The following is a 22678-nucleotide window of genomic DNA, read 5'->3' as shown; positions in this document are numbered from 1 at the left end:
GCTAAAAAAGATTCGGCACATGCAGAAATTATCTGCCGGGAATAAAAAAATTACCCCTGATGATCTCAAGGGCAATTGAATATAAATAATAAAAAGTAGAAAGCTGATTTAAAGTACTTTTTCCACCGTCACAAAGCTGTTGTTAATGACGTTATAGGCGGTTGTTCCTCCAAGTTCAGAAATCGCCTCCAGGGTAATATACTGTCCCTGAACGATATATACTGAAAAATCTAAGCTGATTTTCCGAATTGTCCCATCGAAATTCACTGTGTTTTCCAAAAGCTGAAATCTCTTGGCATCGTTCACATACAAACTTGCCCCTAATCTGCTGCTGAATGCGCCGGCTGCTCCGGTAAAATTCAGACTTACGTTCACTCTGTACAAACCGCTCTGACGGATATAAAGCCTGTTCAGATCTGCACCTGTTGTTGCTGCATTGGTTTTAAGCTTTAACGGATCTGCTAAAAAATTAGGCTTATCAATCAAAGAACTGATGGGAAGCATCACGGAACCTGAACTGGTATTGACCGGATTTATTGCAAATCTGGAAACATTATCAGATTCTATTTCAAAAGCTTTACTCCAAACGAGCCCATCGAATACCATTACTTCGCCTGTGCTTTTTACAAACAGAAGCATTCCGCGCAAAGCTTCTATTCTGGTTGCAGGTGCATTTACGCCCGTGTTAGGCAAATCTGTAGGAGTATCAACAGCAGGTAATCCAAAACCTTTAACCCCTGTCGCTTCACTTGTATTGGTGATATACATCATTACCTGATCGTTACCATTGGCGTTGGAATCAGGATTGGGTATATTGGTAAAATTGACTTGTGCACTGTACATCGTTAATGAAAACATGAACAGGCAGAATATATATTTTTTCATGGTTAGTAGGCTTTAATTAAACGTGCTCCGATATATGAGTTTATAGAATTGCTGTCTGTCCCGTAAGCAGACAAAGATCCTCCTGAGCCTCCAACAGTTGTTATGGTAGGAACAACTCTCAGTTCAGCACCGGCAGGTAAAGATACGGTCTGTGCAAAGCTGGATGTTTTACTACCCTGAGTATCGATGATAAATACCAGAGAATAGTTCGTCTTGGTAACGATGGTTTCCCAGTCTGAAGCCGGCGTATATTTTACCTGTAGTGTCAATTTAAATTCGGTAACTCCCAATTGTGCACCCACACTGCCTCCTGTGAAACCAAGAGCTGCGGCTATATCGTACATTCCGTTTTGTTTCACCGTCACCGAGCTTGCATTTTTCAGAAGCAGATTATCTACAAGCACCTGGCTTTTATTGTCCGGGGCAAGATAAACCGGAGCCCCCAGAGAAAGGCATATTCCAAGACCGAAAGCTAAACATGGAATGGTAATTCCCGAAGAAATACCCAGTCTTGAACCTTTAGGCTGAAAAATCCCCTGTATCTGTCTTGCAGGATTCCAGGCAAAACCGTCATATTTATAATATTGGTCATCAGCTTTATTGTAGATAAGACCACCTACAAGATTGGGATAATCACTAAAGAGATCTGATGATGCAGCGTCATACTTGGGAAAAGCAGTAAAGGTCGTGGAATATGGAAGAATTACTCCCCTAGTTCCATCCTTTACTTTTACTATATTCTGATTGCTGACCATATTGTCCCCAATCACTACCTGTGCGTTTATGCCATATTGAAATAAAAGCACTACAATTAATAGGATCTTTTTCATCTTATTGCATATTTATTTTTTCGACAATAATTTCTGACACGGCATTTCCTGTGGTATTCATTGAAAAAGACAATACATTTCCTCCAATAATACCGGTACAAACACCTGTTCCAATGTTCTGGTTTCCATAAAACCTGAGGCGTAAATTATCCCCTGCTTCAAAGCTGCCTATATAGGTAAGAACCAATGACTGCCCTACATCAATAGATCCCGGTGATAAACTTCCTAAGGACAGTGCACCGCTGGTAGAACTTGTCGAATTGTTTGTAATAGGTCTCCAGGTAGTTGGAGTGGCCGCTGTACTTGTTTCCAGATCAACCTTTGAGTATAGATTAATGGTTACACCTACACAGAGAGCCGGTGTCTTCACATCAATCGCACCACTTTTAAAGGAGATCTTATACAATCCTTTTGTTTTGATATTAATGACATTACTGGTAGCAGCGGCAAGCGAGACATCTGCTGTAATATCATTATAACTTGGGCTCACACTTGTAAAAGGAACATCTACCGCCCCTCCGGCCTGTGGGCAAAGCCGGTTGACGCCTCCACATCCCAATCCGCAGGTTCCGCAATCTGCAGTGATGGCAGCACTTCTTATAAAACGTGCCATTTTGTTGTTTTTCAAGGTCGTCACGATGGGATCTGAAATTTTCCAGGTGGCACCGTCATTCTGAACAATACTTCCGGTTTCTCTGTTGAAGATAATGGAACTTTGGGTACCGTTTCCAGTAGTACCGGTAGCAGAGACTGGCAGAACTGCTGCTGTGTTGGACCTGGGCATCCGTGCTGCATTGTTGTCTTGTTTTACATGCAGAAGTGTTCTTTCGTCAGGTTGAAATCCGGGTGCTTTTGCAATCCCAACCTGTGCGTTGATCCCTATAAAGCAAAGAATAGGAACCAAGAGGAAATAGTTGATTTTCATTTTTAAATTTTTTTATCATTCTAGGTGTATTAAATTTATAAAATATTAGTATTCAAAGAACAACCTTAGTGAAAAATTAATGTTAATAATATAAGCAATGGCTAAAAACCCAGAGTTTAAAAGGAATTTCGATAGTAGTCCCTATGCTTACTTTTGGAATAAAAGTCTATAATTTTACTAGATTTTGAAAATAATTCTACTTTTTGAGTCAAAAAAAATCACCATTTCTTATTAAAAAATGGTGATTTAATGTTTTCGTTGAAAATTTTTGTTTCTTATTTTCGCACCCGTTTCGGTTTCTTGGCCTCTTCTTTGGCTTTGGCTTTATCTACAGCTTCCTGAGCTTTATTAAACAACTCATTATCGGAAGTATATTTAATTTCTTCGTTATTAGGACTGTCTACCAGGATATCCTGCCATTTTCTGATCCGGTCTTTGGTATTCCAGTTGAAGTCGGAGAACTTTCTTTTGTCCGGTTCTATCATACTCATGGGATAGGTATCTGAATTGGCACCTATGCTGCATGATATAATCTGCAATCCGGTTTCTTCAAATAAAGCTCCAATGATTCCACAGGTAGAAAGCGTAATTCCTATTCTCTGGGGCTGTTTGGTTTCCTGATCTACATCGTCCACATAAGCGATGGATTGGGCATTCCCAACGACTCTCGCTTCTTTGATCTCGTTATTATGATAGTAAACGGTCATGAATTTTCCTTTCACCTGGTTGAATTCATCTTTAAGGTTCAATGAATCCACCTTACTGATGGCAAAGGCATTTCCGATTACTTTCAGTGAATCTATATTTTCAGTTTTTGTATTGAAATAGGCTTCCACTTTGTCTCCGGTTACCTGTTTTTCGCCACTCCAAAGAATGGGGTTGGTATACATATGCATGATCCCGTCTGTTTCATTGAAAGCGATGGAATCTGCTCTTCCCTGCGCATTGGATTTGAAGATACGTCCTTTTTTATAGGCTCTTAAAAAGCTTTTCTTAATAGTAATATCGGCTGAATCCGGTCTCTGGTAAGAAAGAATTTTTTCTGCTGCAAAATAGATAGAGTCTTTTTCCATGATCTTAACAGCATAAGGACTTTTGGTCATCATGGCTGAATCTTTCTTTTGGAAAACTTCTCCATATCCTCCTTTGATGTATCTTCTTTCCTTAGGATCATCCAGCGTAACGTTTCCGGTTGCTTTCCCGAAACCTGTGATATTGTTAAAATACATATCATCACCAGTCAGGATCTTGTCGTTATAAAAGATCTTGGAGTTTTTGTTAAGGAAAGCTTCCTTAGTCTCCATTCTATAGGTTCCTCTTTCGGTGTAGATTCTGTTTTTAGGATTGGCGCGGTTGGTGATGGTAGTCGGTCCAAAGAACTCAGCTACTTTTGTATTCTGGTTCTGTTTGATATTGGGACCTTCAATGATATAATCAGGACTGTCTATTTTCACATTCCCAACAAAATCAATCATTTTGGTATCGAGGAAATAGGTAGCCGATTTCGTATACATCACATTTTGTGCGTCACTAATTGTCCCTCCTGTATTGAAATAAGCCTGATTGGCAAGCTTGTCGTAATAAAGGATATCTGTTTTAATGGTCTGTTTAGGATCAGTAAGAACAACGTCTTTTCTGGCCACCCCTTTCTGGGTAGCTCCGTTGTATTCCATTTCATGGGCAGTAATTACGGAACCGTCTGCGTTCTGCAACTTAGCATTACCAATGGCTTTTACAATACTTTGATCGTTGTAAAGAATAACTTCATCTGCATAAAGAATAGATCCCTGATGCTCTATCTGAACATGACCTACCAGATACTGGTTTCCTTCGTACTTGGTGTCTTTATTAAATTCATCGGAATGGATGATTTTCACCTTATCTTCAGGGCGTACTACCGGCGTAGCTTTCCCTTTATTTTGAACATAAGAATCCACCTGCGTCGTTTTATTGTCCTGTGCGGAACTGAACGCAGAAATAAAAATTAACAGAAAAAGGATTATTCTCATTGATTAATCATTCTTAGTACCATAGAAATACAGCGAATGCGAATCAATATTTACGCCAAATGCTTCTTCAATTGCTTCTTTTATTCCCTGGATTCTTGGATCGCAGAATTCGATAATTTCTTCAATTTCTTTATCAGAGCCTTTTTTGTAGATCACCAAATGGTCATGCTGCTTGTCAAAATAAGACTTCTCATAAGATGAAGAGGTCAATGTTTTTTCTCCAAACTGATGCTTACGGATCAACCCTGCATCAAGGAAAATTTCAATAGTGTTGTAAATGGTTGCTTTTGAAACATGATATTTCTTCTGCATCATAAGGAGATACAGATCATCCACATTGAAGTGATGATCCATATTATAAATCTCTTCTAATATCGTATATCGTTCAGGTGTGTTTCTGAAACCCTTTTCTAGCAGGTAATTTCTTAAAACATCCTTGATCAAGGCAATATTTTTTTCTTTTTGTATTGTATCCATCAAAAAAATTATCTACAAATTTATTGATTTTTATTTAAATAGACCTCATGGTTTGCTACCCGGACTTTTAGGAGTTGTGACGGATGAAGCCAGACTGCTCAATCTTGTTGTCATAAATCGTAAGTTCTGTGATAGGCGCAGACTCCACTTCCACGTTGTGTGAGGATACTCCCCAGGCCTTGAAATCATCGCTTCCGATGTACTTCACAAAGTTGTAGATATTGAGTACAATCTTCTGTTTAACCGTTAAAAGTATATCGTTAATATATGTATTATCTATAATCACATATTTCAGATCCGGCGGTATATTATGGGCTCTCAGAGACGGATGGCTGCTTCTTGAAGGAATGGTTCCATCGGCCATAAGATCTTTCAACACCATATTAAAATAATCATTGATCCTTCTGTCTACTTTAAATCCTAAAAGGAAATTGACTTTGTATACAGTTCCCGGAAGAATTTCGTCCACGGTATATTTAAAAGTATACGGATCTTCCTGATTGACAATACTTAATATAAAATAATGATCTGCTCTTTTCGGCTGTTTTTTGATGATGGAGTAAATAATTTTAGATTCTACCTCATCATTTCTCTTGGCTCTGCTCAAATAAGCAAGGTTGGTTGCATATTTTGGAATGCTTTCATCCAGCTTCATATCTTTTATGATCGATACATATTTCTCTATTTTTACAAACTGGATAAATGTTGTTTTTATAAGTCGTCCATTATACCATGCATACATAGAGATCCCAATAGAACCTGCTAAAACTACAGTAATCCATCCACCTTCCATGAACTTGATAATATTGGCACTGAAAAACCCTAGTTCAATCGCCATGTAAACTAAAGCGAAAAATAAGATTAGTACTTTGCTTACTCTGTGTTTTAACAACCAGAAAACCAACAGGATCGTTGTCATCAGCATTGTTACCGTAATGGACAATCCATAGGCGGCTTCCATTTTCCCTGATTCTCTAAAATGTAATACTACGATAATACATAAGATCAAAAGTCCCCAATTGATTCTTGGAATATACATTTGTCCTTTAACTCCGGAAGGGTAATCAATTTTCTGATTAGGCCATAAATTAAGTGACATCGCCTCAGAAAAGATGGTAAAAGAACCTGTAATTAAGGCCTGACTTGCAATAATAGCTGCTGCAGTCGCCATAATTACACCCGGTACAATCATCCATTCTTCCATGATTCCAAAGAATGGGTTCACCACAGAAAATCCAGGTTTAGCATGATTGGTCAAAAGCCATGCTCCCTGTCCAAGATAATTTAAGATAAGCATCACTTTAACAAATCCCCAGCTTACTCTAATATTTTTAGCTCCGCAGTGACCTAAATCTGAATAAAGAGCTTCAGCTCCTGTTGTACAAAGGAAAACGGCACCAAGAATAACAATTGCGCTTGGAGAATTGACAATAAGCTTATACGCGTAATAAGGATTGAAAGATCTCAGAATTTCGAAGTTTTCACTTAAATGCATTACTCCCAAACCACCTAAAACCAGGAACCAAACCACCATTACAGGGCCAAAAAACTTCCCGATAAAGCTGGTTCCAAACTGCTGTACCACAAATATGACAATCAGAATTCCGATCGTAATAGGAACAACAGGCGTATGAGGATTATAAATTTCAAGACCTTCAATAGCTGACATCACTGTAAGCGATGGCGTGATGACTCCATCTGCAACCAGTGCTGCTGCCCCTACAATAGCAATAAGATACAGCCATCCTTTTTTGAGGTTTTTAACCAATGAGAATAAAGCCAAAATACCTCCTTCTCCTTTGTTGTCTGCCCTTAGAGCGATGATTACGTATTTTATTGTAGTCTGAAGAGTAAGGGTCCAGATAATACATGAAAGAGCTCCTTCTATGTATTCGTTGAAAGGCATATTACTACCGCCATCTCTTGCATTCACAATCGCTTTCATTACGTAAAGCGGTGATGTCCCGATATCTCCGAAAACAATTCCGAGAGAGACTAAAACTCCCATAAAAGAAAGTTTTTTTATGTCAAAATGATAACCATCTTCTGTAACGTCTGCCATGTCAGCTTATTTATTTTAAACGCGCAAATTTATACTAATTTTATGACGTCAAGAACTATTCTTCATGAATAGAATAAATGAAAAAACTTCCTTTCGGAAGTTTTTCTCTATAATAGTTATTTTACGTACATCGCTTTTTTGATTTCCTCTTTCACTTTTTCAAGCTTAGGGAACCAGTCTGCAAATAATGCAGCTGAATACGGTGCAGGTGCATCAGGAGTAGTAATTCTCTTGATAGGTGCATCTAAGTAATCAAATGCTTTCTGCTGTACCATATATGTAATTTCTGAAGATACTGAACCAAATGGCCATGCTTCTTCAAGGATCACTAATCTGTTTGTTTTTTTAACGGAAGCTAAAACGGTATCAAAATCAAGAGGACGAACTGTTCTAAGGTCGATCACTTCTACAGAGATTCCTTCTTTAGCCATATCTTCAGCAGCCTGAATAGCCAGCTTCATGATCTTACCGAAAGAAACCAAAGTAACATCTGTACCTTCTCTCTTGATATCTGCTTTACCTATTGGCAGGTAATATTCTTCTTCAGGGATTTCCATTTTATCACCATACATCTGCTCAGATTCCATGAAGATCACCGGGTCATTATCCTGAATAGCTGTTTTCAACAATCCTTTCGCATCGTAAGGGTTTGAAGGAACCACTACTTTTAATCCGGGAACGTTGGCAAACCAGTTTTCAAAAGCCTGAGAGTGTGTAGCTCCCAATTGTCCTGCCGAAGCAGTAGGTCCTCTGAAAACGATAGGACAGTTCCACTGACCACCACTCATCTGACGGATCTTAGCCGCATTATTAATAATCTGATCAATACCTACCAAAGAGAAATTGAACGTCATATACTCTACAATTGGTCTGTTACCATTCATCGCAGCACCTACAGCAATCCCAGTAAAACCAAGCTCAGCAATGGGTGTATCGATTACTCTTTTAGGACCAAATTCATCCAACATTCCTTTTGAAGCTTTATACGCACCATTGTATTCTGCAACTTCCTCCCCCATTAAAAAGATGGATTCGTCTTTACGCATTTCCTCGCTCATTGCTTGTGCAATTACCTCACGAAAAGTATATTCTGCCATATTTATTTGAAAAATTTAGACTACAAAAATAGTGTTTTTTTATTACTAACATAACAAAAAAGGCATCTCATTGAATGAGAAGCTTTAATATCTATTGAATTAAAAAGCTTTTTCTTCCGACTGGCTCAGTTCTCTGTAGTTTTTTCTGAGATCGGACAGGATTTTACCGTAAGTTCTTTACCAAATTCCTGTAAAAATAATCAGCATATAACAAAAAACGGCATCTCATTGCTGAAATGCCGTCTTATCATTTTATTTAAACCTGATTAGTTTACTTTATCCCAGGTCTGAGTTCTTCCGAATACAGAAACTCCCATATATCCCCTTACATTCAGTTTATCACCACTTTTTGTGATGGTACACTTATACGTCTTACCTGATTTAGGGTCTGTAATAGTTCCTCCTGTAAATTCATCTCCATCTTTTTTAAGACCTCTGATGATTTCCATGCCTAAGATTGGTTTTCCTTTTCTGTCATCTTTACATCCCGTGCAATTTGGATCTGCAGGCTTTATAAGCAACTGGGAAACTTTTCCGTAATACTTTCCGTCTGACTTTTTAAAGATTTCTACCACAGATTTAGCTTGCTTCGTTTCATCATCTATAGTCTTCCATTTCCCTTCAATCTGTGCAAACGATAATACGCCAAACAGAGAGAGTACGAATGTTAATAATAATTTTTTCATATTTCTTATAGTTTTAATTCCGATATACGTTTTTTGTTATGTATCTATTGCTAAAAGTATAAATTAAATTTTAAACAGGCAAAAACTTTTATTATACAAAGCATATGATAGGCCAAAGTTCCGGGTTGCAAGTTTCGGGTTTCGCGATGCGGGATGCGAACCAGCAACGATCAACCAGCAACTCAACTCTAAAACCCTAAAACGCTCCCACTCTCAAACTTATTTCAGTTTCCTGTTGATCACCCTGTCCATATAATCCTGGAACCAGGCTTTAGCCGTCTGCATTTCTTTTTCTGTTTCCGGGGTTTTCAACTGGCCCATCAGGTTCTTTTCAAAACCGAGGTCATTTTTATCGTATATCCCTGTGATCTGCTTTCCATCGAAGCGGTACATATGATTCCCGATGATGAACTGTTCTGAACTTCCGTCAGAATTCACTACAATAGAAGGGTATTTTTTATCACTCACGAGGCTTCTTCCCCAGCTTCTGATCTGTTTGTTGTATCCGATAAGATCAGCCAGTGTAGGATAAATATCGATTTGCTGAGCGGTTTCAGGATTTACGCCTTTCAGATTGTATTCCTGATTTGGAGAATAGAAGATCAGCGGAACGGCAAAACGGTTCATCGCTTTTTCATATTCGCCGTAAGCGATCTGGTTGGTATGATCTCCTGTGAACACGAAAATGGTATTATTGAACCAAGGTTCTTTTTTCGCGGTTTCAAAATATTTTTTAATAGAGTAATCCGTGTATTGGATCGGCTCATGCATTTCTATGGTTCCTTTTTTAAATTTCCCTTTATATTTTTCAGGGATTTTAAACGGATGGTGAGACGAAGCTGTGAACACCGTCGTCATAAAAGGCTGCTTCTTTCCTACATTCTTTGCAAAATACTGAAGAAATGGTTCATCCCAAATAGCCCACATTCCGTCGAAATCTTCATCATGATTGTATTCATTCTTCCCGAAATAATGCTTAAATCCTAAGATATTTCCAAATCCGAGAAAGCCCATCGATCCGTTAGGAGCTCCGTGGTAGAAAGAGGTATCATAGCCCAGATCATTACAAACTGAAACAATAGACTGAATTTTCTGATTGGAATACGGCGAGCTTGTAAACGCATCTGTAAGACTTGGAATTCCCGCCAATACGCTGCTCATGCCGTGGATAGACTGTCTACCATTAGCAAACATATTAGGAAAAATCAAACTCTGTCCCGCAAGACTGTCTATAAAAGGCGTATAGGAAACGTAGCCGTTGATATTTTTATCTTTATTAAAAGCTCCTGAGTATTCTCTGCCAAAAGATTCAACAATAAAAATGACAATATTGGGACGGTTTTCTACTTTCCTGTCATATATTTTATAAGGCTGAACATTGTCTGCAATGAATTTTTCGTCTACAAAATGAACTTCTTTAAAATTATTGGTTCCTAATGTTCTGAAAAACGAAAATGTACTGTTCAACACAATATTTCCCTGAAGCGGATTGACTACAAAACGGTTGGCATCCACCAAATTGATGGGTCTTGTGCTGTGTTTGAAATCACCACGGATTCCTCCCACTACCAAAACAGCGGTCCCGCAAAGAACCAGTACCGACCATATAAAGTATGGAATAAGTTTTAAAGGCTTCTGCTCTGTCACCTTCACCTTTTTGTAAAGGAAAACCCAAAGTGCCATTAACACGACAAACCATATCAGAACAAATGGATGCTGCCCTACGGAAACCGTGAATACTTTAAAGACATTGGATTCGTGTTTTGCCACCTCCATGGCGGTAGATGTCAGTCTTGCCTGTGAAAATTTATAGTAGATAAAATCCCCGAAATTCATCGCATAAGCAATACCATTGGTGATAAAATACAGCCAGAACAAAACAGCCTGATAGCCTTTCTTGGTATTGATGACAATGGGAACAAGGCTTAACAGAATAAACAAAGCATTCACATATAAAATAGCCGTGGTATCAAAGGCCGTCCCGTGAAACGCGAGGTTGAAATAATCTGAAACAGAGTCCACTTTGATGAGTTCTTTATTGAAATACCAAAACAAAAGCCGGGCAATCTGATAAAAAACGTATGCTAAGAAAATCCGGTACAAAAGCGCCAGAACTTCCTGTTTTCTAAATTCTTTAAAAAATTTCATTCGGCAAATTTACATCAAAAACCGATTAATGTATTTTTTCCTTCATAATATTTCGGTATAAAATTTGGAAAAACTGTATTTTTGTTGATATGAATTTCATAAAAAATAATCTTGCGAATTTATTGACCCTTGCCAATTTATTTGCAGGCTGTGTAGGTGCGATACATCTTATTCTGGGCGATTACCAGACTACGGCCATCTGTATGATTCTTTCTTGCATTTTCGATTTCTTTGACGGGTTTGTCGCCCGCGCTGTAAAATCAAACTCCAATCTGGGACTTCAGCTGGACTCTCTGGCGGATATGGTGAGTTTCGGACTGATCCCCGGTCTTACGATGTATAAAGCTCTGGAACCGTTCGGAAATGAAATTTTAGGATTGCATCTTCCTTTTGACATCAGTTATATCGGTCTTCTCGCGACCATTTTCTCATGCCTTAGATTGGCTATTTTTAATCTTGATGAGGAGCAGCGTTATTATTTCAAAGGACTGAATACGCCTACCAATACGGTATTGCTGTTTGGACTGTATTATGCCTTCAAAGAAACCGGAGCTTTTGGATTCCTATTTGACAATTCATTGCTTTTGATTGTATTGACGGTTATCACATCATGTCTTCTGATCAGCCCGATCAAGATGATGGCGATGAAATTCAAATCGAAAACGCTGCAGGACAATTACCCGAAAGTTATTTTATTAGTCGGCGGAATTGCTATTCTGATTATATTTCAGATTGTAGGGATTCCTATGCTTGTTATTTATTATATATTAGTATCGCTGGTTTTTCAGAGACAGTTGGGATAGATGTTAGACGTCAGATATCAGACATCAGATGTCAGACTTTAATCACCGAATCAACATATCACTAAATCAGCACATTATTAAATTAACCTATTTTCAAATTAAAGAAATGAATTTAAAACTCCATAAACCCCTTTGTGTTTTTGACCTTGAAACGACAGGAACGAATATCGGAAAAGACAAAATCGTAGAAATCTGCATTTTAAAAGTAAACCCGGATGCTTCCAGACAAAGCAAAACCTGGCGTGTAAACCCGGAAATGCCGATTCCTAACGAATCCAGTTTAATCCATGGAATTTATGATGCAGATGTAAAAGATGCTCCAACATTCAGAGATATCGCTCCAAAGGTGATGGAAATGCTTGCAGGAAGCGATTTGGGAGGATTTAATTCCAACCGTTTTGATGTTCCTCTTTTGGCTGAAGAACTTTTGAGAGTGGAAATTGATTTTGATTTAAGTAAATTCAGACTGGTAGATGCACAGACTATTTTCCATAAAAAAGAACCGAGAAACCTGGGAGCTGCCTATCAGTTCTACTGTGGAAAAGTTCTGGAAAACGCCCACTCTGCAGAAGCTGATGTAATGGCGACTTTCGAGGTACTGGATGCACAGGTCGGAAAATATGATGATATCCCGAATGAAATTGCTCCTTTAAGTGAATTCACCTTCCATAATAAGAACGCTGATCTTGCAGGATTCATCGGATACAATGATAAAACGGAAGCTGTTTTCAACTTCGGAAAATATAAAGGTCAGGTGGTAAAAGCTGTATTCCAGAAGGATTTAGGCTATTACGGATGGCTTCAGAATGCGGATTTCCCGCTGTACACGAAGAAAGTCTTCACCAAAATTCAACTGTCAAGCAAATTTTAATACATGTCAGATCTTGTCCGTTTTAAATTTTACGAAACCGCCCTTGAAGCTAACAGGGACAAACAGATCCTTGCCGAAAACGGGGTGAACGGTTTCATTGCGAACGAACAGCTGATCCAGTCTGACTGGCTGCTTTCACAGGCTGTTGGCGGCATTCAGCTGCAGGTTTTTGAAGATGATCTGGAAAAGGCGAAACAGATTCTGCAGGATTATAATGACAATGAGGCGTATTCACTGGAGGTAGAACATACCATCAAGGATCCGGCATTTGATTTTGTATGCCCGAAATGCGGTTCAAACCATATCTACAGAGACGACAGAGCGACGAGCTTCTTTGGAATCTCCATTCTGTCCAGTCAGAAGTTTGTCTGCTACTATTGTGGGAATGAGTTTACGCATCAATAGTATTTAAGATTTAAAAAAATTAGAGATTACTTCATCTTTACACATAAAACATCAATAATTAAGAATTATGAAAATCATTTGTATTGGAAGAAACTACAGCGAGCATGCAAAAGAATTAGGAAACGAAATTCCTGAACAACCGGTTATTTTCATGAAACCGGATACAGCGGTTTTGAAAGGAAACGATTTTTACATTCCTGAATTTTCAGATGACGTACATTATGAGCTGGAAGTGGTTGTCAAGATTTCAAAAGGTGGGAAATACATTCAGAAAGAAGTGGCTCACAAGCATTATGAGGAAATCAGCTTAGGAATAGATTTTACGGCGAGAGATCTTCAGACTGAGCTTAAATCCAAAGGCCTTCCATGGGAGCTTGCCAAAGGTTTTGACGGTTCTGCAGTGGTAGGAAACTTTTTCAATAAAGAAAACTATGATTTGGAAGGACTTCAGTTTTCACTTCTTCAAAACAAAGAAAAGGTTCAGGATGGCAATACTAAAGATATGATTTTCGGTATTGATGATATCATTGCTTTTGCTTCCCAGTATTTCACCCTGAGAGTGGGTGACCTTATTTTTACAGGAACACCAAAAGGCGTTGGGAAAGTAAATGAAAACGACGTCCTGGAAGCTTATCTGAAAGATGAGAAAATTCTTGATATCCGAATATTATAAGTATTTAACATAAAATTTTGGCATTTTTTTCTTACCTTTAGAATAACAAAATTAGAGGTCATGATAAATATTGTACTACCCGTAGATTTTGGGGACAAAACAGAACAGCTTGTAGACGGAGCCGTAAAATTTGCAAAACAGTTAAACGGCAGAATCTTTCTGATTCACGTAGCGCCATCGGATATTGGTTTTGCTATCGGTGATATGGGATATCAATATTTTCCTGAGGTAGAAGCCAACGAGATCAGAGAAGAACTGGTACAGCTGAATAAGATTGAGCAGCGAATTATAGCACAGGATGTGGACTGCGAACACCTTTTAAAACAGGGAATCGCCAAAGATACCATTCTGGACTATGCCAAGGCTAAAAATGCAGATTATATCGTTATGGGATCCCACGGAAGAAGTGGAATTTATGATGTTTTTGTAGGAAGCTTAACGAAAGGGCTTACAAAAGATTCACCCGTGCCGGTACTGGTACTTCCCATCCACGACTAGAAAGAATTAAATTTTAACTGTTAATAAAAAAACCGATCAGACCTAAGTCCGATCGGTTTTTTACTATATAACCAATTAATTAACCTTCTTTTTTATAGATCTTTGGATCGTAGTAAGGGTTCTTACCCTCAGTCGGAGAATAATAGTCTTTATCTTTATCACCACCCAGTTTTACTACCAATACATAGCACCAGTAAGTAAACAGTACGCAGCAAACGATAAATAAAATCCAGTTTAAAACATTTCCAAATGATTCAAAAAAACCAAATGTAAATTTGAAAACTTTACTTAAGAATAACCAGAAAGACGTCATTATTTTCCTTTTTTAAATTAACTTTGTACAAATTTATAAAAAATGTTTAAATTACTTTCAAAAGAAAGCAATATTTTTTCAATTCCTGTTTATATTGGTTTTCTTCTATTAGTAGTTATAATATTTAACATACTGAATTTCAACACATATGAAGCGATTATTGCCGGGGTAACTTTCCTGGGAATTGCTTTGGGATATTTTTGTTTTCACAGCATTGCGCTTAATTATCAGACGCATCTGCCGTTATTCTTATATACATTTTTTATTTTTGGACTTTATCCGGGAAATCTGGACATCGGAATTGCCGTTTCGCTGCTTACCAATTCTTTTCTGCTTCTGCTCCTCACCAGTGCGGATGAAGACATCAGAAAGAAGTCGTATGTTCTGGTAGGAGCCATCGTTGCTCTGAATTTTATTTTCCTTCCCACCACCTGGCCTATGGCCCTTTTCGTGATTGTTCACGTGATCGCTACTTCTCAAAAAATAAGCTTAAATCTCTTCAGATTTCTCTTAGGAACTATATTAATTGCATTCAGTTATTTCTCCCTCATGTTCTTTTTCAGTTTTACGACGTGGAATATAGATTATTTCCCGTTCGGAAAAATGAAACCGATGACGGATTATACGGATCTTTTTCCACTGATTCCTATTTTACTGATGCTTATTTATGCGGTATACGACCACTTCACAAACTATAACAAGAAAAGCCCGATAAGCAGATATAAGTATACCTTTCTGCTTGTTTTCTCACTGGCTCAGCTGGTGACTATTATTCTGTACATGAATAAAAATTATGAGTATTTACTGCTACTGGCATTTCCGTCGAGCATTATCCTGAGCAGGATGATGAGATTCTTGCCTAAATACTGGATGCAGGAGGTAAGCTTATGGCTTATCATTATAAGTTTGATTGCTTTTAAAGCAGGTACGTATTTTGATTTATTTTAAAGATTATGATTCAGATAGACGATAAATTGATTTCAGAGGATATATTTTCCGAAGAATTTGTTTGCAACCTTACGAAATGTAAAGGTGCATGCTGTGTGGAAGGAGATGTAGGCGCTCCCCTGGATAAGGATGAACTTGAGATTTTAGACAGTATTCTTGATAAAATAAAGCCTTATCTCACCCAGGAAGGCATCAAAGCCCTTGAAGAACAGGGAACATGGACTACAGATCCGGAGGACGGAATGTATGTAACCCCTATGGTAGAAGACCGCGAATGTGCTTATGTAACTTTTGATGAAAGAGGAATCACGAAGTGCGGTATTGAAAAAGCGTATGAAGACGGTGCTATAGACTGGCAAAAACCGATTTCCTGCCACCTCTACCCGATCCGTGTTACAGAATATTCTACGTTCACAGCCCTGAACTACCACGAATGGAGTGTATGCAGTGATGCTTGCGCTTTAGGAAAAGAACTGCAGGTTCCTATTTATAAATTCCTGAAAACGCCTCTCACCAGAAAATACGGTGAAGCGTTTTACGGTGTTCTTAGTGAAGCTGCCGATGAATGGAAAAAAGCCTATGGCTCTTAAACCAATAAAAAAACCGCAGACTGATCTGCGGTTTTTCTTTTATCAGATTGATATTCTACTCATGAGTAGCTTGACTTTATTATTTCAAAATTTTATAGGTTGTATAATCTTTGATGGTTTCTAATTCATAAATTTCTTCTTTATCTGCATCTATGATCCTGATGTTGTCTAATGGAACATTCTGGCAGTGGATAAAGTTGATAAACTTCCAACCGTTAAAATTTCCTTTTACAAAAATATCAAAGCCGTTTTCTATTTCCACAGAACTGAACCATTCCCACTTTTTCATATACTGTAAATTATAAATTGACAAATCCACGTCTTTTAATAATTCATCATATTTTTTGTCATCATCATTTAGCTGTTTGATTTTATTTACAATTCCTTGTGGAAGAAGTTCCTCCCATTTCGGATCTTGATAATGAATATTTTTACTCTTTAAAAATGTCAGAACTGCATTTTTAAAATTATCTAAAACTTCTTTTGCATTAGCTGTATTTCTCACCCTCACAATTTGATAGCCTTTTGAGGGTTTTTCACCTTCTATATTGTACTTTATATCTCTTTGTTCATTCATGAATTTATTTACAAAATCATTTTAAAATTTTATAGGTAGTATAATCTTTAATCGTTTTCAACTCATAAATTTCTTCTTTATCTGCATCTATGATCCTGATATTGTCTAATGGAACATTCTGGCAGTGGATAAAGCTAATGAATTGTCCAGCATTAAACTTTCCTTTTACAATAATATCAAAACCTTTTTCCGTTTCTAAAGAGCTATACCATTCCCATTTTTTAATATCCTGAAAGTTGTAGATAGTCATATCTATATCATCTAACAACTCATCATATCCATAATCATCATCATCTAATTGTTTAATTTTATTCACAATTCCCTGAGGCAGTAATTCATCCCATTTCGGATCTTCATAGTGAAGGTTTTTATTTTTTAAGAATGTTAATACTGCATTCTTGAAATTATCCAAGACTTCTTTTGAATGGATTATATTTCTTACTCTAACTATCTGATAGCCTTTTGAAGGTTTTTCTCCTTTTATATTGTATTGTATCTTTCCTGATTCTGTCATCACTTTATTTTTTAATAATTACTGCTTTTTTATTAAATATATTTTTAAAATCTTCTATCTTCATAGAATAAGAGGTTCCTTGATTCATAGGTAAAGGATCTCTTAAAAATACTTTTTCAGCCTCCACCTTTTCAAGTACTACAGCATGGCCTTTAAATTTATCCGTCCATACACTTACAATTGCTTTATCTCCATCTTCTAGTTTTTCCAATAATTTAGGGAAAGTTATTCTGTTTTCTGCTGTAACAACTATTTCATCTAAATAACTGTTATATAATGCCTCAGGAATATCTTGAATTCTTGCTCCATCTGTTGTCGTGTTTAAAGCACTGGCAAGATATTTTTCACTCTTAATAATTCCCTTATCATCTAAAACCATTCTTAAAGAAGTTGAAACACAAGTGTAATCCATAGATTGTCCAAAGACCTTATTTTCACTTATCCATCGTTCAATTCTGATCCCTGCATTTTCAGCAAAAGATTTAGTTGGATCGCCGCCGCCTCTTTGAAGCTTTCTTCCTCTGATGATTACTTCTTCCAGATCATGAACTTCATCGGCCAGATCCTCAGCTTTAGCGCCATTCTTCGCCCCCTGCATCAGTTCTTCTATAAACCTGAAAAAACCTTTGAATCCCTTGGCGCAAGCTTTTCCAAATCTAACAATAAATCTTGAAAGAAAAGCCAGCAGGTCCGGAATTCCTAAAGTCACAACAGAAAAAGTCTCTCTGCCCAAAACTCTTAACATACTCGTTATTTTTGCCAGATAAGTTTCTCCTTTTACAATATTGGCCGTGCCTCCTGTAAAGATGAGAAGCAGAATATTAATTAAAACTTCAAAAGCAATAATACCAATAAAGAAAGCTACAGTGTAACGGGAAACATCTCCAAAATATTCCTTCATCTTATCCAGCATTCCTTCCATATCAGAGAGCGAAAAGCTTCCATTTGAGCTGAAAAGGTCTTTAACTCCCTGTAAGAATTTAGGAACATTTTCTGTCACCCAATCCAGTACATCTTCTGCTTTTTCCATCAGATCTCTTCTTTCCAGATATTGCTGGTACGAAAAAGTGGTTGTAGGCTGTAAAAGAAACTCTAAAATATAAAGCAGACACTGTATAAGACTGACCAGACCACTATGAATACCGCAATAGAAGGCATTGACCAGCTTAAGGATTTCTATCCCAAGCTTTGCAAGTTCATCAAGATCCTCTTTTACATTGATGAGAAAAGATTTAATATCAGTAATGACACCGGAAATTTTATTAATCATCTTTTTAAAAGCATCCGGAAGGTGGTCTATGGAAGCATTCGCAATCTTACCGGCTGCCTGCTCAACCATTAACCACACTTTTGAAAAAGCAGACTCAGCACCCTGAACAAAAGGATTATCTCCCAGCCCCTCAAAGAACTGCGCAGCCTTATTGATATTAACGGGAACCGGAATACCTCCGATAAGAAGAATTAATGGTGCATAATCTTTAGATTCAGGATTATAATTTTTTTCTGCCGGTTTTAAATTTTCCAGCTGTTCTGCACACCATCCGATAGCATCAGCCGGAATAGAAGAAATATTTCCAATGATCTCTTGAAACCTTTTGTCTCCCGTATAAAACTGATATTCTCTCATTAACGCCTGATGAACAAGAGCAGCATTAATCTTATCTTTTTCAAAAGTATAAGCCAATTGTGTAAGATAAGCAGCTTCATCTTCCATAGAAGTAATATCGCTGAAAAACTGACCGTTTATTTTAGAAGATAATGGCTCGGGAAATCTTTTGAATAGATCTACAAAATAATCTCCCATTTTAGCAATACAGAAGTCACCCGAAAAGTTTGATTTTTTGGAATTCGGTTTCTCGTAAAACAAAAATAGGGCCTGATTTTTTCTTTCATTAGCCTGATAGCTTCCATAAACCTGAGAACCTGTTTCACAAGGAAGAACCTGTGCATAATATTCATACCCTTTTTTTCCCGCTTCATTCGCTCCCGTTGAAGCAAAACAAGAAACAGGATCATCTGTAAGATAAGATTCGCCCAAAGGAGTTCCGCTGTAATCATGGAAAGGACTGCGGTAATCTTCAGAGCCTTGATCTGTCATTATACCTTGCAGGGCAGTAACTGGCCGGTTCTGAAAATTAATAGTCTTATCGGTAGTAAAAGCATTCAGCAGGGCTTGGCTTTCTTCATCAAATTCATCAAGACCGTTTATTAAATTTTTCATAAATTGTGTTTAAGGAATTAATAATCTTTCTCGAAACGTTTCTGAGACAAAGCTATCCCTTGGATGCGACAGAACTTGACGTATCTCATTAGAATAAAAAAAACTTAAAATACACAACAAAAAAAACCGCAGACTGATCTGCGGTTTTTCTTTTATCAATTATTCTGAAAAATATTATTTAGTGACTGATGCGCCTACCACTGCAGGTTTGGCATCAGCTTTTTTAGTATTTTCCCATCCGTCTTCCGGCATCAGTGTTGCTGTGATTTTTCCTTTGGCAAGGTATTTCTTCGCAACATCCTGAAGGTCTTTTACGGTAAGCGCTTTTACTTTTTCCTGATAGTTCAGGATGTCGTATTTATCGCTGCCATCCAACTGGTTTTTAGCAAGAGAACTCAGCCAGAACATATTATCCTTAAGTTCTGTTTTATTGTCGTTGTATTCCCCTTCTTTGTACTTGTCAAGGTCTTTTTGTTCCGGACCTTTGTCGATCAGTTTCTGAAGTTCAGTAATGGCACTTTTCGTTAATTTGTCTGCATTTTCAGGTCCGCAAGGGAAACTGATGCTGAAATTGTAGGCACTATAAGGAATTTTATTCATGCTTCCTCTTGCTCCGCCACCGTAGATTCCGCTTTCATCTTCTCTTAGTTTTTCGATCACTTTGATGGTCGCTACTTCTCCAAGTGCTGCAAGAGCCAAAGCTTCTTTCTCGTTGTAAGGTGTTTCTCCACTGTAAGAAATCGTTACCATACTCTTAGGATCTTTTCCTTTTTTGTACACTTTCGAATGATCTCCGGTTAGCTGTCTGTACCCTGTATCTTTGAACGTTGCTGTTTTACCGGCTGATGGAAGGCTTCCGATATACTGAAGCACCTGCTCTTTGAACGTAGCTTCATCTATATTTCCAACAAAATAGAACTGGAAGTTTCCGGCATTGCCAAATTTCTCTTTATAGATATCGTATGCTTTTTTATAGTCTGTATTCGCCCAGTCTTTCTCCATTGGGAATAATCCGATGAATCTCGGGTTCTTCTGGTTCATGAATTTCGCATGCTCATTGGAGAAATAAGCCTGAGGATTAGACAGAAGGTTATCCAGCATAGCAGACTGTTTTTCTTTGTAAGCATTGAATGCAGCAGGATTGTAATTTAATCCCGTAAAATAAGCATACGTAAGCTCCATAGCAGTTCCTAAATCTTTCTGGGAAGTTCTTCCTGAAATTCCTTCAAAGTAAGGTCCTATCATTGGATTTACGCTCACCTGCTTACCTGCAAGATAGTTCGTAAGATCCGCTTTTGACAATCCGCCCACTCCTGCTTCGGATAATGCTCCGAAAGCGAACTGAGTTTTGATAAAATCAGCATCAGAGATCAAAGAGTTTCCTCCTAAACTTCTTGCTGAAAATACAATTTCGTCATCTTTGAAATCTGTCTTTTTGAAAGTCACTTTAGCTCCGTTGCTCAATGTCCAGGTTGTTGTTCCTAATTTCGCATCGGTTTCCGTTTTAGCAATTTTTCCTTCAGATTTGAAAGGCTTTATCAGGTTTTTGATGGCTGCTTTCTCCTCGTAAGGCTTAAGATCCGCCATTTTTACTGATTCAAAGGTATTGAGAACCATTGCTTCTGTAGGCATTGTAACGTTATCCTTTTTAGGTCCGGTGATCACGATAACTCTGCTGTCATCCTTCACCATTTTCTTGATTACATCATTGGTTTGTGCCAAAGTAACTTTAGGAAGGAAAGCTTTCGTATCATCATATTCCCAGGCGATTCCCGGCATTGGTTCCTGCTCCAGGAAGTTTCTTACATATTCGTCTACCAGCATATCACTTTCCGTTTTGTCACGGTTGTTATAAGATCTTTCAAGATTTGATAACATCTGCGATTTTGCTCTGTCAAGCTCAGTTTGTGTAAATCCGAATCTCTTTGCTCTTTCCACTTCTTCCAAAAGAACTTTCAAAGCGTTCAGCTGATTTCCTTCTTTTACCATGGCAAATCCCTGAAAAGCTTCTTTGCTTCTGGCATAAGTTCCTCCATGATATACAGATCCGAATGTAAAAGGTGGATTATTTGAATTGATCAGTTCTTTCAGTCTGTTGTTTAGCATCGTCGTAGAAAGACCTTCGATGATAGTCTGGTTGTACTGTTCAACCGTTACGTCCGGCTTGTAAGCATCAGCATCTTTCATAATGAACTGTACCATAGAATTGGTAGCATCAGGATCAGTTTCTATCGCTACTAATGTTTCTTTATGATTCGGCAGGTCAAATACTTTTCTTTCTCTTGGCTTGGATGGATTTTTATATTTGCTGAAATTATCTTTGATTTTCTTTTCAACTTCATCTACGTTGATGTCTCCTACCACTACAATCGCCATCAGATCCGGTCTGTACCAGTCCTGGTGGAATTTTCTGATCACATCCGGCTTGAAGTTTTCCAAAACATCTTTTTTTCCGATCGGAAGTCTGTCTGCGTATTGTGATTTGTATAATAATTTAGGAAGATATTTATCGGCCATTCTTTTATCTGCCCCAAGACCCAATCTTAGTTCTTCCAGAACAACGCCTCTTTCTTTGTTGATTTGAGCATCAGAAAGCGTGGCGTTAAAAGCCCAGTCTTCCATTACTTTTAGCCCAGCATCCAGGTTTCCGGGTTTATCTAATGGAACGGGAAGCATGTAAACGGTTTCGTCAAAGCTGGTGTAAGCATTCAGGTGCTGCCCGAATTTCACCCCGATAGACTGTAGAAAATCGACAAGTTTGTTGTCCGGGAAATTCTTGGTTCCGTTGAAGTTCATGTGCTCCATAAAGTGAGCCAAACCTCTTTGGTTTTCATCTTCAAGAATAGATCCGGCATTGATCGCCAGACGGAAATCTACTTTCTTTTCAGGTAATGTGTTTTTTTTGATGTAGTACTTCATTCCATTGGAAAGGGTACCGATTCTCACGGAAGAATCCACAGGGATATTCTGTCCGAAAACATTTGAAGACATCAGGAAGATGACCGCAAATGATGATAAAACTTTCTTCATATAATTTGAATTTATTTTCGTCCTAAAAATATCAATTATTCACCACGTGAAGAAATGTTAAAATTCACATTATAGTTAAAGTTGAGTTAAAGTTATTCAGACCACAAAAAAGCCGG

The 22678-nt window shown here is 37.8% G+C and carries 21 protein-coding genes; 7 read left to right on the top strand and 14 right to left on the bottom strand.

Annotated features, from left to right (window positions below; translation table 11 throughout):
- Positions 1-108 precede the first annotated feature (108 nt).
- The 9 genes from BUA72_RS02810 to BUA72_RS02770 all read right to left on the bottom strand — a co-directional run bounded on the left by BUA72_RS02810 (position 109) and on the right by BUA72_RS02770 (position 11119).
- On the bottom strand, positions 109-885 hold the full coding sequence (locus tag BUA72_RS02810) for a hypothetical protein (RefSeq protein ID WP_072921728.1): 777 nt from the start codon (positions 883-885) through the stop codon (positions 109-111).
- A gap of 2 nt (positions 886-887) precedes the next feature.
- Complete coding sequence (locus BUA72_RS02805; protein ID WP_047450176.1) at positions 888-1715, bottom strand: hypothetical protein; 828 nt, start codon at positions 1713-1715, stop codon at positions 888-890.
- A gap of 1 nt (position 1716) precedes the next feature.
- Positions 1717-2640: a hypothetical protein gene (locus BUA72_RS02800; RefSeq protein ID WP_072921727.1), complete on the bottom strand. Its 924-nt coding sequence runs from the start codon at positions 2638-2640 to the stop codon at positions 1717-1719.
- A gap of 275 nt (positions 2641-2915) precedes the next feature.
- Positions 2916-4649, bottom strand: a complete 1734-nt coding sequence (locus BUA72_RS02795; protein ID WP_072921726.1) for an OstA-like protein — start codon at positions 4647-4649, stop codon at positions 2916-2918.
- 3 nt (positions 4650-4652) lie between these two features.
- Positions 4653-5126 (bottom strand): Fur family transcriptional regulator, encoded by a 474-nt coding sequence (locus tag BUA72_RS02790; RefSeq protein ID WP_034731532.1) that lies wholly within the window; start codon positions 5124-5126, stop codon positions 4653-4655.
- Between the two features lie 67 nt (positions 5127-5193).
- Positions 5194-7188, bottom strand: a complete 1995-nt coding sequence (locus BUA72_RS02785; protein WP_047450186.1) for a KUP/HAK/KT family potassium transporter — start codon at positions 7186-7188, stop codon at positions 5194-5196.
- Positions 7189-7304: 116 nt separating this feature from the next.
- Positions 7305-8285 (bottom strand): pyruvate dehydrogenase complex E1 component subunit beta, encoded by a 981-nt coding sequence (locus BUA72_RS02780; protein ID WP_034731527.1) that lies wholly within the window; start codon positions 8283-8285, stop codon positions 7305-7307.
- A 266-nt stretch (positions 8286-8551) separates the two neighbouring features.
- Complete coding sequence (locus BUA72_RS02775) at positions 8552-8971, bottom strand: DUF2147 domain-containing protein (RefSeq protein ID WP_034731525.1); 420 nt, start codon at positions 8969-8971, stop codon at positions 8552-8554.
- 219 nt (positions 8972-9190) lie between these two features.
- Positions 9191-11119, bottom strand: a complete 1929-nt coding sequence (locus BUA72_RS02770; protein WP_072921725.1) for an LTA synthase family protein — start codon at positions 11117-11119, stop codon at positions 9191-9193.
- An 89-nt stretch (positions 11120-11208) separates the two neighbouring features.
- On the opposite strand from BUA72_RS02770, the gene BUA72_RS02765 reads away from it, so the two are divergent.
- From BUA72_RS02765 to BUA72_RS02745, 5 genes are all read left to right on the top strand, one after another.
- On the top strand, positions 11209-11922 hold the full coding sequence (locus BUA72_RS02765; RefSeq protein WP_072921724.1) for a CDP-alcohol phosphatidyltransferase family protein: 714 nt from the start codon (positions 11209-11211) through the stop codon (positions 11920-11922).
- A gap of 106 nt (positions 11923-12028) precedes the next feature.
- Positions 12029-12793, top strand: a complete 765-nt coding sequence (locus tag BUA72_RS02760; RefSeq protein WP_072921723.1) for a 3'-5' exonuclease — start codon at positions 12029-12031, stop codon at positions 12791-12793.
- Positions 12794-12796: 3 nt separating this feature from the next.
- Positions 12797-13198, top strand: coding sequence for a putative signal transducing protein (locus tag BUA72_RS02755; protein WP_034731518.1), 402 nt, complete (start codon positions 12797-12799; stop codon positions 13196-13198).
- 67 nt (positions 13199-13265) lie between these two features.
- On the top strand, positions 13266-13871 hold the full coding sequence (locus BUA72_RS02750; RefSeq protein WP_072921722.1) for a fumarylacetoacetate hydrolase family protein: 606 nt from the start codon (positions 13266-13268) through the stop codon (positions 13869-13871).
- 60 nt (positions 13872-13931) lie between these two features.
- Positions 13932-14369: a universal stress protein gene (locus tag BUA72_RS02745; protein WP_047450205.1), complete on the top strand. Its 438-nt coding sequence runs from the start codon at positions 13932-13934 to the stop codon at positions 14367-14369.
- 79 nt (positions 14370-14448) lie between these two features.
- Here the strand turns inward: BUA72_RS02745 and BUA72_RS02740 are convergent, their stop codons facing one another.
- Positions 14449-14682 (bottom strand): DUF6341 family protein, encoded by a 234-nt coding sequence (locus tag BUA72_RS02740; protein WP_047450208.1) that lies wholly within the window; start codon positions 14680-14682, stop codon positions 14449-14451.
- A 42-nt stretch (positions 14683-14724) separates the two neighbouring features.
- Here BUA72_RS02740 and BUA72_RS02735 point away from each other — a divergent pair, with 42 nt between their 5' ends.
- The gene (locus BUA72_RS02735) at positions 14725-15630 is read left to right on the top strand and encodes a DUF6427 family protein (protein WP_047450212.1); all 906 of its coding nucleotides are present in this window, start codon (positions 14725-14727) and stop codon (positions 15628-15630) included.
- Positions 15631-15635: 5 nt separating this feature from the next.
- Positions 15636-16220 (top strand): DUF3109 family protein, encoded by a 585-nt coding sequence (locus BUA72_RS02730; RefSeq protein WP_034731509.1) that lies wholly within the window; start codon positions 15636-15638, stop codon positions 16218-16220.
- Positions 16221-16299: 79 nt separating this feature from the next.
- On the opposite strand, the gene BUA72_RS02725 is transcribed toward BUA72_RS02730, so the two are convergent.
- The 4 genes from BUA72_RS02725 to BUA72_RS02710 all read right to left on the bottom strand — a co-directional run bounded on the left by BUA72_RS02725 (position 16300) and on the right by BUA72_RS02710 (position 22562).
- Positions 16300-16797, bottom strand: a complete 498-nt coding sequence (locus tag BUA72_RS02725; protein ID WP_072921721.1) for a hypothetical protein — start codon at positions 16795-16797, stop codon at positions 16300-16302.
- A 16-nt stretch (positions 16798-16813) separates the two neighbouring features.
- Positions 16814-17311, bottom strand: a complete 498-nt coding sequence (locus BUA72_RS02720) for a hypothetical protein (RefSeq protein ID WP_072921720.1) — start codon at positions 17309-17311, stop codon at positions 16814-16816.
- A 4-nt stretch (positions 17312-17315) separates the two neighbouring features.
- Positions 17316-19532: a cysteine peptidase family C39 domain-containing protein gene (locus tag BUA72_RS02715; protein WP_072921719.1), complete on the bottom strand. Its 2217-nt coding sequence runs from the start codon at positions 19530-19532 to the stop codon at positions 17316-17318.
- Positions 19533-19706: 174 nt separating this feature from the next.
- Positions 19707-22562 carry a M16 family metallopeptidase gene (locus BUA72_RS02710; protein ID WP_072921718.1) on the bottom strand — a complete coding sequence of 952 codons (2856 nt, stop codon included), beginning with the start codon at positions 22560-22562 and terminating at the stop codon, positions 19707-19709.
- Between the last annotated feature and the right edge of the window lie 116 nt (positions 22563-22678).

Source organism: Chryseobacterium sp. OV279 (assembly GCF_900128945.1).
In the GTDB taxonomy this organism is placed as follows: Bacteria; Bacteroidota; Bacteroidia; order Flavobacteriales; family Weeksellaceae; genus Chryseobacterium.
The sequence above is the reverse complement of the archived record's forward strand: the minus strand, read 5'-3'. Positions and strand labels throughout refer to the sequence as shown.

What these genes read in the sequence shown, in the direction of transcription:
- BUA72_RS02810 (WP_072921728.1), bottom strand. Translation starts at nt 885, where the DNA reads ATGAAAAAATATATATTCTGCCTGTTCATGTTTTCATTAACGATGTAC.
- BUA72_RS02805 (WP_047450176.1), bottom strand. Translation starts at nt 1,715, where the DNA reads ATGAAAAAGATCCTATTAATTGTAGTGCTTTTATTTCAATATGGCATA.
- BUA72_RS02800 (WP_072921727.1), bottom strand. Translation starts at nt 2,640, where the DNA reads ATGAAAATCAACTATTTCCTCTTGGTTCCTATTCTTTGCTTTATAGGG.
- BUA72_RS02795 (WP_072921726.1), bottom strand. Translation starts at nt 4,649, where the DNA reads ATGAGAATAATCCTTTTTCTGTTAATTTTTATTTCTGCGTTCAGTTCC.
- BUA72_RS02790 (WP_034731532.1), bottom strand. Translation starts at nt 5,126, where the DNA reads ATGGATACAATACAAAAAGAAAAAAATATTGCCTTGATCAAGGATGTT.
- BUA72_RS02785 (WP_047450186.1), bottom strand. Translation starts at nt 7,188, where the DNA reads ATGGCAGACGTTACAGAAGATGGTTATCATTTTGACATAAAAAAACTT.
- BUA72_RS02780 (WP_034731527.1), bottom strand. Translation starts at nt 8,285, where the DNA reads ATGGCAGAATATACTTTTCGTGAGGTAATTGCACAAGCAATGAGCGAG.
- BUA72_RS02775 (WP_034731525.1), bottom strand. Translation starts at nt 8,971, where the DNA reads ATGAAAAAATTATTATTAACATTCGTACTCTCTCTGTTTGGCGTATTA.
- BUA72_RS02770 (WP_072921725.1), bottom strand. Translation starts at nt 11,119, where the DNA reads ATGAAATTTTTTAAAGAATTTAGAAAACAGGAAGTTCTGGCGCTTTTG.
- BUA72_RS02765 (WP_072921724.1), top strand. Translation starts at nt 11,209, where the DNA reads ATGAATTTCATAAAAAATAATCTTGCGAATTTATTGACCCTTGCCAAT.
- BUA72_RS02760 (WP_072921723.1), top strand. Translation starts at nt 12,029, where the DNA reads ATGAATTTAAAACTCCATAAACCCCTTTGTGTTTTTGACCTTGAAACG.
- BUA72_RS02755 (WP_034731518.1), top strand. Translation starts at nt 12,797, where the DNA reads ATGTCAGATCTTGTCCGTTTTAAATTTTACGAAACCGCCCTTGAAGCT.
- BUA72_RS02750 (WP_072921722.1), top strand. Translation starts at nt 13,266, where the DNA reads ATGAAAATCATTTGTATTGGAAGAAACTACAGCGAGCATGCAAAAGAA.
- BUA72_RS02745 (WP_047450205.1), top strand. Translation starts at nt 13,932, where the DNA reads ATGATAAATATTGTACTACCCGTAGATTTTGGGGACAAAACAGAACAG.
- BUA72_RS02740 (WP_047450208.1), bottom strand. Translation starts at nt 14,682, where the DNA reads ATGACGTCTTTCTGGTTATTCTTAAGTAAAGTTTTCAAATTTACATTT.
- BUA72_RS02735 (WP_047450212.1), top strand. Translation starts at nt 14,725, where the DNA reads ATGTTTAAATTACTTTCAAAAGAAAGCAATATTTTTTCAATTCCTGTT.
- BUA72_RS02730 (WP_034731509.1), top strand. Translation starts at nt 15,636, where the DNA reads ATGATTCAGATAGACGATAAATTGATTTCAGAGGATATATTTTCCGAA.
- BUA72_RS02725 (WP_072921721.1), bottom strand. Translation starts at nt 16,797, where the DNA reads ATGAATGAACAAAGAGATATAAAGTACAATATAGAAGGTGAAAAACCC.
- BUA72_RS02720 (WP_072921720.1), bottom strand. Translation starts at nt 17,311, where the DNA reads ATGACAGAATCAGGAAAGATACAATACAATATAAAAGGAGAAAAACCT.
- BUA72_RS02715 (WP_072921719.1), bottom strand. Translation starts at nt 19,532, where the DNA reads ATGAAAAATTTAATAAACGGTCTTGATGAATTTGATGAAGAAAGCCAA.
- BUA72_RS02710 (WP_072921718.1), bottom strand. Translation starts at nt 22,562, where the DNA reads ATGAAGAAAGTTTTATCATCATTTGCGGTCATCTTCCTGATGTCTTCA.